The organism is Gimesia panareensis (genome assembly GCF_007748155.1).
Lineage (GTDB): Bacteria > Planctomycetota > Planctomycetia > Planctomycetales > Planctomycetaceae > Gimesia > Gimesia panareensis.
This window is the reverse complement of record NZ_CP037421.1, coordinates 5,579,546-5,593,729: the sequence shown is the minus strand read 5'-3', so window position 1 is coordinate 5,593,729 and position 14,184 is coordinate 5,579,546. Positions and strand designations below refer to the sequence as shown.

General features: G+C 52.9%; 10 protein-coding genes. 6 read left to right on the top strand and 4 right to left on the bottom strand.

From position 1 onward, the window contains the following. Nucleotides 1–9: 9 nt before the first annotated feature. Complete coding sequence (locus Enr10x_RS20950) at nt 10–432, bottom strand: zinc ribbon domain-containing protein (RefSeq protein ID WP_145451270.1); 423 nt, start codon at nt 430–432, stop codon at nt 10–12. A gap of 77 nt (nt 433–509) precedes the next feature. Beyond that, nucleotides 510–2,879 (bottom strand): hypothetical protein, encoded by a 2,370-nt coding sequence (locus tag Enr10x_RS20945; protein WP_145451269.1) that lies wholly within the window; start codon nt 2,877–2,879, stop codon nt 510–512. A gap of 351 nt (nt 2,880–3,230) precedes the next feature. On the opposite strand from Enr10x_RS20945, the gene Enr10x_RS20940 reads away from it, so the two are divergent. After that, nucleotides 3,231–3,821: an RNA polymerase sigma factor gene (locus Enr10x_RS20940; protein WP_145451268.1), complete on the top strand. Its 591-nt coding sequence runs from the start codon at nt 3,231–3,233 to the stop codon at nt 3,819–3,821. A gap of 63 nt (nt 3,822–3,884) precedes the next feature. On the opposite strand, the gene Enr10x_RS20935 is transcribed toward Enr10x_RS20940, so the two are convergent. Further along, nucleotides 3,885–4,547 carry a class I SAM-dependent methyltransferase gene (locus tag Enr10x_RS20935; RefSeq protein ID WP_145112324.1) on the bottom strand — a complete coding sequence of 221 codons (663 nt, stop codon included), beginning with the start codon at nt 4,545–4,547 and terminating at the stop codon, nt 3,885–3,887. A 321-nt stretch (nt 4,548–4,868) separates the two neighbouring features. On the opposite strand from Enr10x_RS20935, the gene glgC reads away from it, so the two are divergent. After that, nucleotides 4,869–6,104: a glucose-1-phosphate adenylyltransferase gene (gene glgC / locus Enr10x_RS20930; RefSeq protein ID WP_145451267.1), complete on the top strand. Its 1,236-nt coding sequence runs from the start codon at nt 4,869–4,871 to the stop codon at nt 6,102–6,104. Nucleotides 6,105–6,628: 524 nt separating this feature from the next. Continuing rightward, nucleotides 6,629–8,050 carry an arylsulfatase gene (locus tag Enr10x_RS20925; protein WP_145451266.1) on the top strand — a complete coding sequence of 474 codons (1,422 nt, stop codon included), beginning with the start codon at nt 6,629–6,631 and terminating at the stop codon, nt 8,048–8,050. Nucleotides 8,051–8,131: 81 nt separating this feature from the next. On the opposite strand, the gene Enr10x_RS20920 is transcribed toward Enr10x_RS20925, so the two are convergent. Continuing rightward, on the bottom strand, nt 8,132–10,021 hold the full coding sequence (locus Enr10x_RS20920; protein WP_145451265.1) for a DUF1598 domain-containing protein: 1,890 nt from the start codon (nt 10,019–10,021) through the stop codon (nt 8,132–8,134). 265 nt (nt 10,022–10,286) lie between these two features. Between Enr10x_RS20920 and mutM the strand changes: the two genes are divergently transcribed. From mutM to rlmB, 3 genes are all read left to right on the top strand, one after another. Next, nucleotides 10,287–11,138, top strand: a complete 852-nt coding sequence (mutM, locus tag Enr10x_RS20915) for a DNA-formamidopyrimidine glycosylase (protein WP_145451264.1) — start codon at nt 10,287–10,289, stop codon at nt 11,136–11,138. A 140-nt stretch (nt 11,139–11,278) separates the two neighbouring features. Next, nucleotides 11,279–13,006, top strand: a complete 1,728-nt coding sequence (locus Enr10x_RS20910) for an ATP-binding protein (protein ID WP_145451263.1) — start codon at nt 11,279–11,281, stop codon at nt 13,004–13,006. Nucleotides 13,007–13,097: 91 nt separating this feature from the next. Further along, nucleotides 13,098–13,859: a 23S rRNA (guanosine(2251)-2'-O)-methyltransferase RlmB gene (rlmB, locus tag Enr10x_RS20905; protein ID WP_145451262.1), complete on the top strand. Its 762-nt coding sequence runs from the start codon at nt 13,098–13,100 to the stop codon at nt 13,857–13,859. The last annotated feature ends 325 nt before the right edge of the window (nt 13,860–14,184 follow it).

Sequence of the window (14,184 nt, the reverse complement as noted above, 5' to 3'; positions counted from 1 at the left end):
CTCTTTCCGTTAAAAACCGAATAGAAACAGAACCAGCCAGATTCCGGAGCTGACCAGAGCGATCAGTAACAGGGCAGGACAGAGGAGGGAAACCGGATGTGGTGCAGAGCCGTTTCCACCTGTCTGATTCTGTTTCGTTTCTTGGGCGGGGGCCGCCCGGAACCTGCAGGAAGTCGATGAGTTTCGCTGAGTCATCAGGGCGGTGGCTGAATCGGTAGACCAGGGCGGCGTGACCCAGGGAGCTTCTCTGAAAGCGTCCTCAGGAAAATCTGGTTCTTCTGGTATTTCCGGGTCTGTCTGTGGTTTGGGAATGGCCCGGCTGGGAACGCGAAGTCCCTGCTGACACACCAGACAGGAGACCTTTCTTCCTGCCAGCCGGTCTTTACAGCGAAATCTCGTACCACATCCGGGACACTCAATGATAATACTCATGGCAACACTCCAGGCCAGAACTGTTGCCTGTCAATGCATCCGTTCTGGCTCGCCGCATGCTGGATTCACCTCACAACTTAATTACCCGCAGAAGAACTTTTCTCCGTCTCTGCAGTGAGCGGTTTCAAATCCAGGAATTCTTCCCACTTGTTGGGAGCCCCGGCCATGCCAATCAGTTCGCTGCCCTCCGGGCTGAGGCGGAAGTAGAGCTCTCCATTGTTTGCTGATTTACCGAAAATGGCACTATCCCCGATTCCCCGGGCTGCTCTCTTGAGTCTCAGGGCGAAGGCATTGACGTTATCATCATCGAGCTCCAGTTTTCCTTTGAAAGGCATCCGCAGCTTTCTCTGTTTGACCGAACTGATTTCCACGTCCACATTCCCGACATCATCGACTCCGGTAATAAAATCGAGCTGGACCTCGAGGGTCTGGTTGGCTTTGGTGTTGACCAGATCCCCCCGCCAGCGGCTGCCTTTAACGCACGTCTGTTTCCAGAGCTTCGCGACAGACTCCTGATCCAGTGGCTTGCTGGCAGGTGTTGCATCGGGGGAGAGACGAATCAGCTCTTTGGCTTCCGTGATGCATAAAAGCTCTTTCCCATCGGGAGTCAGACGGAACAGGTTTTTGTTATCCTTCCCGCGTCCGAACAGGTCGATATCTCCATCGGTAAACCGGTGTCCGAATTTCGTCTGCTGGGCGACCGGGGAACGCGCCTCAATAACCAGCGCATAATTGTCGACACTTCCGTCCGACTCATCCAGAGTGGCTGAAAAGTAACGATACTGATGCGGATTGTCCGGATTCTCTAAGAAAAGCCGATAGATCCTGCCATTCTCACGCACCTCGGCTACCGTCATGCTGATTTTATCTTTGGGTTGATCTCCACGTGTGATGGTGCCCGTCCAGCGGGCTCCCGCTTTGAGAGCATTTTTCCAGCGATCTGCCGCTGCCGGTAGCTTGTCAATTTTGTCAGCGATTTTCAGATTCAGTTCATTGGGCGGGCTGCCGGCGGAACGACTGATGCCGATCATATTACCCTCGGCATCAAACATCAGATACAGTTTGACAAAATGAAGCCCCGTACCAAACAGGGGAAGAATCTTTTTACTGCCAAAGACTTTGATGCCTTTATCTGCTGTCTTCAATTGGACAGGCCAGCTGTAAAGGTGATCCGGTCCGGTAGAGATCGTGCCTTCGAACACTCCGACTACAAACGGATCGTCTTGATTTTCCACCAGCAGGCGGACGTAATTTCCATTGTCCCGGAAATCCATAAAAGTGAGACGTAAATTGTTGGATGTTTCCCCTTTGTACTGGATTGTCCCTTCCCAGGTCTGACCGGGGGCCGTCTGAGACAGGATTTTCTTCTGGAGAGTTTCGTAGTCAGGCAGAGCCGGCGCGTTTGTGTCTGGCGTCAGTACAATGGGACCTTTCTGGTTCATCCAGGTTAACTGGTCTTCGCCAGTCAAAGTGAAGACGATGTTTGGCCGCAGACCGCTCACAGGAAAATCTCGATCTTTATCTGCGGGTGCCAGGTCGATGATCCAGCCATCTGCTGATTTTGACCGGCTGCCGAAAGTACGGGCATTGGGGTTGGGAGCTTCGGTCAGTTTCAGGGCGCCTACCCACGTTGCCCGCAACAGCGGATTGGCCTGGTCTTCAAACAGCACATAGACTTTTTCACCATCCTTTTCTTGATGCACGAAACGCACGCGCAGTTTCGCAGCCGGTCCGCTTTGAGCAGGGACCAGAGCCTGCCAGGCGGTATCCGACTGGACTGTTTTCAGCAGAAACGCATGCTCCCGTTTGAGTCGGGCTTCCATCTGTTTTTCTGCTGCATCCACATCCTGGACGAACTGCTTTTGCTGGTCGATCAGCTCGGTCAGTTTGTTTTTCGCAGTGCCGTCCAGCACGACTGCGGTTTCCGGAACCTGATCGCGAGGAACTGTCTTTGGAGTAATCTTGGATTCATCCGGTTTCCCTTCTCTTCCGGAAAAAATCCATTTGCCATCTTTTTCTTCCGCGGTGACGGTCCCTGTCCAATTAATTTCATCCCCCTTGCTCACCGTCTTGCGATACACGCGGGAAATGTTTTCCTGTTGGGGCAGCTTCTGTGCGGTTTCAGAACGTTCCGGTTGCCGTAAACCATTCAGTCGTTTCAGAGCAGCATTATATTTCTCAGGACTGTACTGGTACTCCTGGTACGCCTCCTCCATTGAAATCGGGTTGAACATGTCGACCTTGGATTTTTCCTTAACCTTGAATTCCAGGTTCAAGACCGGAGGATCGCCTACTTCTTCGGTTTTCGTAATTTCAACTCCATCCAGAATCAGAATGGCATCGACTTCCCGGTGCCCCTCACGCAAAAATGCAGCCAGATCATCATTGCCTGGTCCACTGCTGCAACCCGTGAAACCTAATAGAACAGCCAGTGCAAAGCAGTGCATCGCTCTTAGAGGGCAGTGCTTGCCTGGGCTTCCTCCTCTCGTTGCCGTATGGTTTGCTGAGGAAGCGCGAAAAGAGCAAAACTCTGACAGACGCGAAGTTTGAAACCACTGAGTCAGCATTAAGTTCCCCTTTATTTCTGGTACTTGAAGTGATGACTGTTCTTTATAATACTGTTGTAAACTTTTATACCTGTTTATGATTCTCCTGATAGTAAATTGCGATTTCCACAAAAAATGTGACAATATTTTTAAATCTGAAAAGAGAAAACTCAGAAATCTCGTTTTCGCTGTGTGGGTTCCTGTTCCGGGGCGGAAGGGACAGGCCCTGTTTAAAATGCGCTGGATGACTTTATGGATTCTTCAGAGGGGTCTATCAGTGACCTGATCAATGCCTGGACGGAAAATGAAAGTGCGGCGGTGGAACGTCTGCAACTGGAATATTTTCACAGGTTGAGAGCACTGGCGCGACGCGTACTGAATGGATTTCCCGCAGCCGCGGTAGAAGCCGATGATGTAGTGCAGAGTGCCCTGATCAGTCTCTGCCGGTTTATGCGACGACCGGAAACGCCCCGCGATAAAGATCGTAATGATCTCTGGCGGCTGCTATGTCAGATTGTCGTGTATAAGTCACGACAACGGATGCGGTCCCGGACGAAAGGCCTCCCTGGAGGGCAGGAACGTCCCATGATCGATTATGAAAGCCCTGAGCAGGCTGTCAAAATCGAGGCCGCATTGCAGCACGTCAGTACTAATGAGTTCGACCTGATCGTACACGATGCCCTGGATCAGCTTGATGAACCCCTGCAGAGAATCGCGATGCTGATGATGGAAGGGTACACCCAGACAGAGATGGCGACGCGACTGGGCTGTTCCCGGCGGACCATTATTCGCAAAATAAACCTCTTGAAGCAACTCCTGGCAGTATTGCTCGAAGAAGACTGAAAGGCAGTCCGTTCTCGACTTGTTGCTAAAGTCGGACGATCATTCTGCGTACCTCAGCGAAGCTCAGTCAGGCGAAACACCAACCAGGGCAGCGACTGGCATGGTCCAGATTTCGAGGTTGTTCTCTTCCTTGATTTCAAAACCGGCCTCTTTCAGAAAACCGACGGCATTGATCGGCTGACAGTCGACAATGTGGGGGAAATGCTGGTGCATCCATTTATAGGTCTTCTCCAGGATGCTGTCTTTTTCCCCTTCTTTGGTGAGGGCCATCGAGACCACTCCCAGCCGTCCCCCCGGTTTCAGTACCCGGCGGATTTCTTTGAGCATTTCTGGAATTGTCTCCAGCGGAAACAGTTCCAGGGTAAAGCTCATGCTGACGGCATCGAAAGTGTCATCTTCAAACGGGAGGGGAGGGGTATTGGCAACCGACAGGGTGACCCGGTCAGACAGCCCGGCATCGGCAACCCGTTTTTCAGAGACCTTCTGCATGCCGTCGGAGATATCGACGCCATAAACTTTGCCATTCTCCCCCACAGCTTCAGCCAGAGAGACCAGGGAGTGCCCGGTCCCGTAGCCGATTTCCAGTACGGTTTCGCCGGCTGAAACAGCCAGGGCCGCCAACCCTTTTTCGCGAGCCACATGTTCATTGGAATCGGCGAGGGCGTCGTAGGAATGGCTGATGCGATCGTAAAACGACTTGGTGAGTTTTTCGTCGGTGGTACTCATAGATGCATTCTCCGCAATCTGAAGGTGAGAGTCGAATACGCGAATTATAAATTCATCAAATCGGAGAGAGAAGCCGGAAGACTCAAAACAATCTGAACTTCATTAATTTACAGTTCCGTCCGCAGCTATTAACAGCCGACAATGCTGAAGTTTTCGCAGGATTCTCTCAGAAGAAAAATGAACTTCTTTAAATCGCCGTTTTTTGAATTCCTTTCATGCACACAGGATGCTACAACATAGACTAAGTCATTTTGAGAACCAGTTTGATGGATCAGGGAAGATATCCGCCCAGGCCCTGTTCCATCCTCAGGAGGAACAGCTATGCGAAATGTCCTGGCTTTGATTCTGGCAGGAGGGAAGGGGACGCGCCTGGAGCCTCTCACCAGGGATCGGGCAAAACCTGCGGTGCCGTTCGGAGGCGGCTACCGGATCATTGATTTTACACTTTCCAATTGCATTAACAGTGGGTTGCGGCGTGTGCTGATCCTGACCCAATATAAAGCCGCCAGCCTCGACCGTCATATCAATCTGGGGTGGAGGTTCCTCTGCCGGGAGTTGAATGAGTTCATTGATGTCCTGCCGCCGCAGCAGCGGATTGACGAACAGTGGTACCAGGGAACGGCAGACGCCGTCTATCAGAATATTTATACCATCGAGCGGGCCCGTTCCGATTACATCCTGATCCTGTCCGGCGACCACATTTACAAAATGGATTATTCCAAGCTGATCAGTGATCATCGCGAATCAGGGGCCGAAGTGACGATCGGCTGCATCCCCGTCGATCGTACCGAAGCCACGCAGTTTGGCGTCATGGGGGTCGACGATGACATGCGCGTCGTCAAATTTGAAGAGAAACCGGTATCTCCTGCCCCGATGCCCACCCATCCCGACAAGAGCCTGGCTTCCATGGGGATTTATGTCTTCAATACGAATTTCCTGTTCGAACGCCTCTGTTACGATGCTACCCAGTTAGACAGTTCGCATGATTTCGGCAAGAATATCATCCCGTCTATCATTGATGATCATCTGATACGTGCTTATCCCTTCCAGGATAAGAATACCGGCGATGGATACTACTGGCGGGATGTGGGAACCATCGACGCTTATTATGAAGCCAATATGGACCTGATTTCAGTGCATCCCCAGTTGAATCTGTACGATAATACCTGGCCGATTCGCTCTTACCAGGCTCCCGATCCACCGCCCAAGTTCGTCTTCGCCCAGAGCGAGGGGGCAAAACCCCGCGTAGGGCAGGCGGTCGACAGTATGGTCTGCCCGGGATCGATCATCTCCGGCGGCCGGGTAAGCCAGTCGATCATTTCCTCGAATGTCCGCGTCAACAGCTGGGCCGAGGTTGATAACTCGATTCTGTTCTCCGGCGTCAATGTCGGTCGGCATGCCAAGATCCGCAATGCCATCATCGACAAGGGGGTTTCGATCCCGAAAAACTGCCAAATCGGTTATGACCTGGAGCAGGATAAGAAACGGGGCTTTACCGTTTCGGAATCGGGCATTGTTGTGATCGGCAAGATGGACGGATTCCCCGAAGCAGGGTAAACGTCTCGCGTCGAGATTCAAAATCAAAAGGCCCGCAGCGTGATTGTTTCCACGCTGCGGGCCTTTGCGCATAAAAATTCCCGGAAGCAGTAGCCCAGGGGGGGAAGGACATGCACCACTTCCGGGAGGCGATTGTTCGCCTTAGTTTTTTATCCTGATAGTCACGTTTTGACAGGGATCAGTCTACAACGACTTCAAAAAAGATCGATGCCTCAGCATCCGTGCCTCGGGCATTCGATCTTTCCGTTGAGTGAATGAAATCACTCAACGAACACCGGTATTTGCTTGAAGGTTGAATCAGGGAATGATAACTGTCATTCTGAGGTGTGATGTTATCGGGAATTGTCTGCTCGAAATTGTTATCATTAACTTGAACGTTAATGGTGCGGGGAGAATAGAAGTTCCTTGGGAATCGGTCAAGCCCAATTCAAAACGTTTTTTCAATTTGAATTCTCAATGCCTCAGTGAGATGTAAATCTTTCAAAAATGAATCGAAATCCTGACATTCGAAAGGGAATGGCATAATGCTTCGACGTTGCTTTGTACTACTGACCTGCTTCAGCTGTCTGTCTCTGAGTCTGACGACCGTCAGCCGGGCCGCTGACGCGCAGAAACCGAATCTGATTTTCATCATGGCTGACGACCTGGGGTATGCCGAACTGGGCTGCTACGGCCAGACCAAAATCAAAACACCGCACATTGATCAACTGGCCGCAGACGGAATGAAATTCACTCAGGCCTATGCAGGCTGCATGGTCTGTCAGCCTTCACGGAGTGTGCTCATGACAGGGCAGCACACCGGACATACCGCCGTTCGCGCCAACGATCTGAATCAGCTGCTCTATGAGGAAGATAAAACGGTGGCGGAAGTGTTGAAGTCAGCCGGCTACGCCACCGGCTGCTTTGGCAAATGGGGACTGGGCTATGCCGGGACCCCTGGGCGACCAAATCAAAAGGGCTTCGATCAGTTTACCGGTCAGCTCCTGCAGGTACATGCCCACTTTTACTATCCCTTCTGGATCTGGCGGAATGAAGAAAAAGTCATGCTGCCGGAGAACGAAAATAACCAGCGGGGGACTTACATTCACGATCTGATTCATGAGGATGCCAAGGACTTTATCCGCAAAAACAAGGATCAGCCCTTCTTCGCCTACCTGCCTTACATCATTCCCCACGTGGAACTGGTGGTACCGGAAGAATCGGAGCGTCCCTACCGGGGAAAATTCCCCAAAACGGAGATTAAAGATCCTCGGCCTGGCTACATTGGTTCGGAAGATGGCCTGACGACGTTCGCAGGCATGGTCTCCCGCCTGGATGATCACGTGGGAGAAATCGTGATCCTGCTGGAGCAGTTGGGGATTCGCGACAACACACTGCTGATCTTTACGTCAGATAATGGCGGTCAGGGAGGCAACTGGAAGGACATGACGGATTTCTTCAATGGGAATGCGCCCCTGAACGGACATAAGGGAACCATGTATGAAGGGGGTCTGCGGGTTCCGTTCATCGCCAGCTGGCCTGGTAAGATCGCGCCCGGCACCACGTCCGATCTGCAGATCGGTTTCTGGGATGTACTGCCGACCTTCGCGGATGCCGCTGGCACAAAAGTACCTGCCGGCGTTGATATCGACGGGATCTCTTTCCTGCCGACACTCTTGGGGAAAGGGAAGCAGAAACAGCACCCGTACCTGTATTGGGAATACACCAAAGGCGCGATCCGTTCCCGGGCACTGCGGATGGGCGACTGGAAAGCGGTTCAGAATCGGATGAATCGGCCGGTTGAGCTATATGACCTGAGCCAGGATATTGGCGAAACAAAGGATCTGGCCAGCCAGCATCCGGACAAGGTGAAAGAGCTGACCCGGACCATGGAGCAGGCTCATACCGCTCCTCGCGATTTCCCGCAGACGTTGAAGCCGGTGGGCATCAAAGGCTACGTGAAGTAATTGAGTACTGTACCAATCAAAAAACGCGGTCCCGAACAGGACCGCGTTTTTTTTGATCTCTTTTATTCTGGTGAACTGGTCTCAGTTAGCCAGATCCCACCACCAGCGACCGACGGGCAGGGCTGGTGCCTGTGATTTCGTAGAAACGGCTCCCACTTCGGGCGAGACTTTCAGATTATTCTGATTCTTGACCACCGAAGCCGTATCGACGCGAACACCACCGGCAACCTGGACTACAACGTCTTTGCCGTTGTAAACCCGATGGTTCACGACGGTTTCCACCGTGTGAGCGGCTTCATATTCAGCGGGATGATACATGCCGTTGGCAGCAAAAGCGTTCATTTCCCAGCCCGCACGGTTGGCCAGCTGCTCGTTCTGCATCAGGGCTGCCACCAGGGCCAGGTCGAAAATGTTCTGCAGGTCGGCGTAAACCAGATCCTGGTGAGCCAGTTCCTGGTAATGCTCTGTGAAGTTGGCAGCAAATTCCCGGTTCAGCTTTTCAGCCTGACCGGTCTGCAGCCGTTGACCATCTTTGGTTACGATCTGGTTTTCAGACTGACACAATACCGAAGAACCGACCAGCTGGAAGGCGGTACGCTGTGGGTTGTGGAGTACGGAATCGTACTTCATCGTCAGCCACCAGCGGAGTGCTTCCAGATTCTGAGCCGACTGTGAGTTTTCTTTAGCCAGCAGTTCAAAGTAGCTGGGGATGTTTTCGCCGGCATCCAGTTTTCCGATTCCGATCAGTTTCATCCGGTAGTCGGCTTCAATCAGAACACGGGCCACACGTGAGGTGTCAGGCACACCGTACTGAGTGATGTCCTGGACGCCCAGCTTTTCTTTCAGCTGACGGGTCCAGTTGCGGACACCGGCACCAGCTCGCAGAGGTCCGCGGGCATTCGACTGGGCAACAAATTCTTTCAGACGCGCCAGACCTTCTGGACGAGGGTCAAAAGAACAACCGAAGATCTTTTCTCCGCGATCAGAGAACGTTCGTAAGACCGTGACAAGGTCGTCCAGTTGCAGCACAGGGCGACCGCTTTCTACACCGACTGCCAGACCCTGATCGTTGTAGATCCACGCCTCTGCAGGACCGGCGATGACGATTTCATTCTCTTCTGGATATACGAAGATGTATTCCACCTTGGTCAGGCCGGCCAGCATCTTCATGGTTTCAACGGGTGAACGTCCTTCTTCGATCAGCTGCTCGACCTGTTTTTCAAGACGGGTCAGAGAGACCAGACGCAGCTGGCTGTTCTGAGAGACGTTCTGATTCAGGTTGGCCTGGCGGGCTTTCAGTTCCAGTGCAGCCAGTTGACCGTTCTGTTCCTGACGACTCAGCTGATGGAGCAGTCCATTCGGATCGACTCGCACCCCACTTGAGAACTGGCTGATTTCCCCGTCACCTTCCCCGGTGTCTGACCAGAGACCTGAAGTCTGAGTCTGAATCAGCTGAATCAGCTGGGTGAAGTTCGCCAGCTGTGAACCCCCGGCCATCGACATGGCCTGAGTACGCTCATTCATGGCCTGGGTGCGAGCTTCCGCCAGTGGAATACGGTTGATGGTTCCCAGGGCGGCGACAAAATCACCGGAGTCCATCTGGGCTTTGACGACCATTTTCAGCAGCAGTGTTCGTTGATGCAGATCGGCGACCGTTTCAGCGGTTTCGATGGCCTGGCCAAATTCACCTGCTGAAAGTTGCGCTGCGACCAGTTCTTCGGGAGTGGCTCGTGGTGCTTCCTGAACCGGTTCAGGAGTGACTTCCGGAACCACTGCCACTTCTTCCTGCTGCGCTTCCATGACCAGTGGAGCTTCCTCAGGAGCCTGAATCTGCTCCTCGGCTTTCTCCACAGTCACTTGCGGTTTGCGGTTCACCAGGAAATAGGTGACGGCCAGGACGATTGATAGACAGGCGATGGTTGCCAGAACTGAAACAACACTGGAGCCGACTCGAGGGTTTTTAGGGCGCATGGACGCTCTCCGATTGGCACTGATATTTGACGGTTCGACTTGCGGACCGTGTGTACACGATCTGCAAGATAGGGAATCTATGGACTTTATGATCTAGGATCGTCCAACTTTGGCCCAACGTCAAGCGTAATCTTAAATTTCTTGCTCTTCCTATTTCAGCTGAGCGCTGACATCGAAAGAACAGTTACAGGTAGTAGAATAGAAACACTTCGTTCAAAATCGCTGACATCGTAGAACTGATACCATCGCTAGAGAGAGTAAAATCGTGCCAGAGCTGCCGGAAGTGGAAACCATGGTGAGAGGAATTCGTGAGGCCGTCGTGGGTTCACAGATCCGCGAATTCCAGAAATGTCGTTGTGCCTGCAAGCCCATCTCCATGAAACCAGGCTTCAAGTCCATACAGAAAAAGGTTTTAAATAGAACCGTCATTTCCGCCCGCCGGCTGGCCAAGCGGGTGATCCTGGACTTGGACAATGAGCATTCCTTTGTGATTGAACCGCGGATGACTGGACTGATGTTGCTGTCTGACCCGCCGGACCGGGAACACCTGCGACTGGAATGGCAACTGCAGAAGGGACGCACTCGGACCTCACTCTGGTTCTGGGACCGCCGTGGTCTGGGGACCGTTCAGCTTTTAAAAAAATCGGAACTTGATTTGGTTCTGGGGCCGCAGAAACTCGGTCCGGATGCGCTGACGCTGACTTTAAAAGATCTGGAACAGCGTTGTCACCGGACCAGTCGGGCCATCAAAGTGGCCTTACTCGACCAGAAACTGGTGGCCGGGATTGGTAACCTGTATGCCAGTGAAATTTTGCACCTGAGCCGGATTCACCCGGAACGGCCCGCCAATGAGTTATCGCAAGCGGAACTCAAAGCCCTGCATCAGGCGACGCGTAAGATCCTCAAAGCGGCAATTCGCTATGAAGGTTCGACCCTGGGTGATGGCACTTATCGGAATGCTTTGAATAAGTCAGGGGGGTACCAGAATCATCATCGCGTCTACAGCCGGGCAGGGGAGCATTGTCAGACTTGCCAGGGGGCAGAAATCGTGCGGATTGTCCAGGCGCAGCGTTCGACTTTCTATTGTCCCTGCTGCCAGGTTAAAAACAGTCTCTGAAGAATTCCCGGTTATTTCAGTGAATTGGCTGCAGAATATGCGAATCGTGCTTTTCTCACTCCGTATTTTTGGAATAAGATCAGAGGAAGCTCGGGCTCGGGGCCTTGGTCTGATCCTGATTCGTTAGCCGCTGGAAGTCCATGTCATATCGCGTCTTTAAAAAACTGCTCGGAGAAACCAACCTTGAACGGAAGTGCCGCTTCCTGTTCGGCGGGGGGTTGATGGTCCTGATTACGGCCAGTTTCTCTCTGAATACCTGGATGAACAACCAGGTGCTCGACGAGCAGAACGTGACTTCCGCACGCCTGCTGGTCGCTCCCATCATCCTGGAAAAGCACTGGAAGTGGTCCGAGAACAATAAAGAGTATCGGGAACTGATCGAAAAGATTGCCCAGTCAGTGAAGTCCAAAGACCTGGGCAATTACAGCTGGTCGGTATTCAAAGCAAATCCCTCTAACGCCGATTCCAAAGAGCGTCCGATCGACAGTGCCGGCTATGAGGCCCTGGAGCGTATCAAACAGGGCGAAACCGAAATTTTCTACCAGGACGAGACCGAGGGAAAGTTTCAGTATTACAGTGCCATTCATGCGACCGAATCCTGTGTCTCCTGTCACCGCCTGCACGACGATCCGGACCTCGAACTGGGCGGTCTGATCGGCATCGTGAATATACGCTTCCCTTCTCAGAAAGTAGAACAGGCCCAGAACTGGAACCGGGCGATCAACGTGGCCTCGGCCCTGATCACCGCGGTCCTGGCGATGCTGGCCGCTTATGCGATTGTGCGGTACGTGATCGTCAAACCGGTGCTGCACCTCAAAGACGTCAGTGATGAAATTGCGCACGGCAATCTCGATCTGCGGGCTGATATCCGCACCGGAGATGAATTTGAAGAGCTGAGCTACGCATTTAACCGCATGCTGCGTCACCTGGTGACCGTGCAGGAAGAACTGCGGACCGTCAACACCGACCTCGATACGAAAGTCGACGAGCTGGCCCAGGTGAACCTCAGACTGTACGAAATGAACAAGCTGAAAGACGAGTTTCTGGCAACCATGAGCCACGAACTCCGCACGCCGCTGAACAGTATTCTCGGCTTCAGTGATCTGCTCGCGAATTCGAAAGACCTGGGTGAAAAGCAGAAACGCTACGTTGCTAACATTCAGATGTCGGGGAAAAACCTGCTGGCACAGATCAACGATGTATTGGACCTGGCCAAAATTGAGAGCGGTAAAATGGAACTGCAACTTTCGGAGATTTCCATCGCGGATCTCATCGAACGTCGTGTGGGAACCATGCTGCCGCTGGCGGACAAGAAGAACATCGAACTCACCTCAGAAATCGATCCCAAGATCCCGATTCTGTTTCAGGATTCCGTCAAAATTCAGCAGATTCTGAACAACCTGCTTTCGAATGCCATTAAGTTTACGCCAGAGGGGGGACGCGTCCATGTCTCAGCGACACTCTGCAAAGATAACGCTGACATGATGGATCTGCTGGTGCGGGACAACGGGATCGGGATACCGCTGGATGAACAGGAACATATCTTCGAGAAATTCCGGCAGGGGAAATCGAATTCGGAAACCCGGGATGCGATGAGCCGGTCCTATGAAGGGACCGGGCTGGGGCTGTCGATCATTCGGGAACTGTCAAAGCTGCTCGATGGCGAGGTATTTCTGGAAAGCGAATTCGGCAGAGGCAGCCAGTTTACCGTCCGCCTGCCGGTTCGCATGAGCGTAGATGCTGATAATCTGCTCTCCGATCTGAACGACACCGCGGTCGGCATGAATCGCATCAAATCGTCCGACCTGGTGGAGTATGCTCAGGAAAAACTCGCTGAGAACAAGCATTCTGAGACCCGCACTCCTTGAATCTGCTGATCAGAGTGCCTACTCTTTGCCTGTGGGTCGGTGCTCTTCTGCCGCCTGTTTGATTCTTTACGCTGTCTCAGGAATTGTGTTCGTGGCTCTCGAGCTGAAAAACCCCCATAGTGTGCTGGCTGCTTTGAAAACCCGTCCGATTGACGTGACCGAAATCCGTCTGTCTGCCGGTGCCGCACAGGGAAACTGGGGCGATGTCGCCGACGAAGCCCGCGGTCACGGAATTCCAGTGGTCTTCCGCAAAGCCCCACCGCAGAAAATGAAACGCAGGCAGTCCGAAGATCAGGGACGCCGCACGACAGGTTCGGTGGCACTCGTGAAGCCCCGCAATCCCTCTTCCCTCACGGAACTGTTCACGCTGGAGCACGAAGGCTCCGAGCCGCGGGGGCTCTGGCTGGCCCTGGACTGCATTCAGGATCCGCATAACATCGGTGCGATCTTTCGTACGGCTGCTTTTTTCGGCGTCCGCGGCATCGTGCTGACTAAGGACCGCTCGGCTCCCCTGAACGCAACCGTTTACGATGTTGCCTCGGGGGGAATGGAAGCGGTGCCCTTCGCTGTCGAAACCAATCTGAGTCGTGCGATTACGGAAGCCAAACAGTCTGGCGTCTGGATTATGGGAACCTCAGAACACGCCGAGGAAGACGTAGCGACCTACAGTCAGGACCGTCCCTGGATGGTGGTCATCGGGAACGAAGAGAAGGGGCTCAGAAGGCTCACCCTCGAACAATGCGATGTCGTCTGCCGACTGACGCCGGCTGGACTCGTCGATTCGCTGAATGCGTCTGTCGCAGCAGGAATCATGATCGCCCGCTTTTCCCCCTTCGGTCCCGGTGTGAATTAAGTTTCCGGTCAGTTCACACCTGAAATCCCTGTTCGCTGCTGCACAATCCTCAAAATAGCGAGGATTGCTACAACGTCCCTTTTACGTAGCGGTTAAAGCGATTTTTCTCGATGTCCGTCCCGGCAGATGCTCTGATGCGCACTGCACTGTTCGTCTTCTGAGACTCATTATTTTGGTTATATGGGAAATGACTGCGTATAATACGGATAAGGATATCCGGCGAAAGATGTTCGATAATGATTAAGAGGAAACGTCTGAATTTCAGGCCAGATCCCCGGCAAACGGATGCTACATTGAAAGTACAAACTATGGGCCGTTCATAGAG

Coding starts and splice junctions, on each gene's coding strand:
- Enr10x_RS20950 (WP_145451270.1), bottom strand. CDS start 432: ATGAGTATTATCATTGAGTGTCCCGGATGTGGTACGAGATTTCGCTGT.
- Enr10x_RS20945 (WP_145451269.1), bottom strand. CDS start 2,879: ATGCACTGCTTTGCACTGGCTGTTCTATTAGGTTTCACGGGTTGCAGC.
- Enr10x_RS20940 (WP_145451268.1), top strand. CDS start 3,231: ATGGATTCTTCAGAGGGGTCTATCAGTGACCTGATCAATGCCTGGACG.
- Enr10x_RS20935 (WP_145112324.1), bottom strand. CDS start 4,547: ATGAGTACCACCGACGAAAAACTCACCAAGTCGTTTTACGATCGCATC.
- glgC (WP_145451267.1), top strand. CDS start 4,869: ATGCGAAATGTCCTGGCTTTGATTCTGGCAGGAGGGAAGGGGACGCGC.
- Enr10x_RS20925 (WP_145451266.1), top strand. CDS start 6,629: ATGCTTCGACGTTGCTTTGTACTACTGACCTGCTTCAGCTGTCTGTCT.
- Enr10x_RS20920 (WP_145451265.1), bottom strand. CDS start 10,021: ATGCGCCCTAAAAACCCTCGAGTCGGCTCCAGTGTTGTTTCAGTTCTG.
- Enr10x_RS20910 (WP_145451263.1), top strand. CDS start 11,279: ATGTCATATCGCGTCTTTAAAAAACTGCTCGGAGAAACCAACCTTGAA.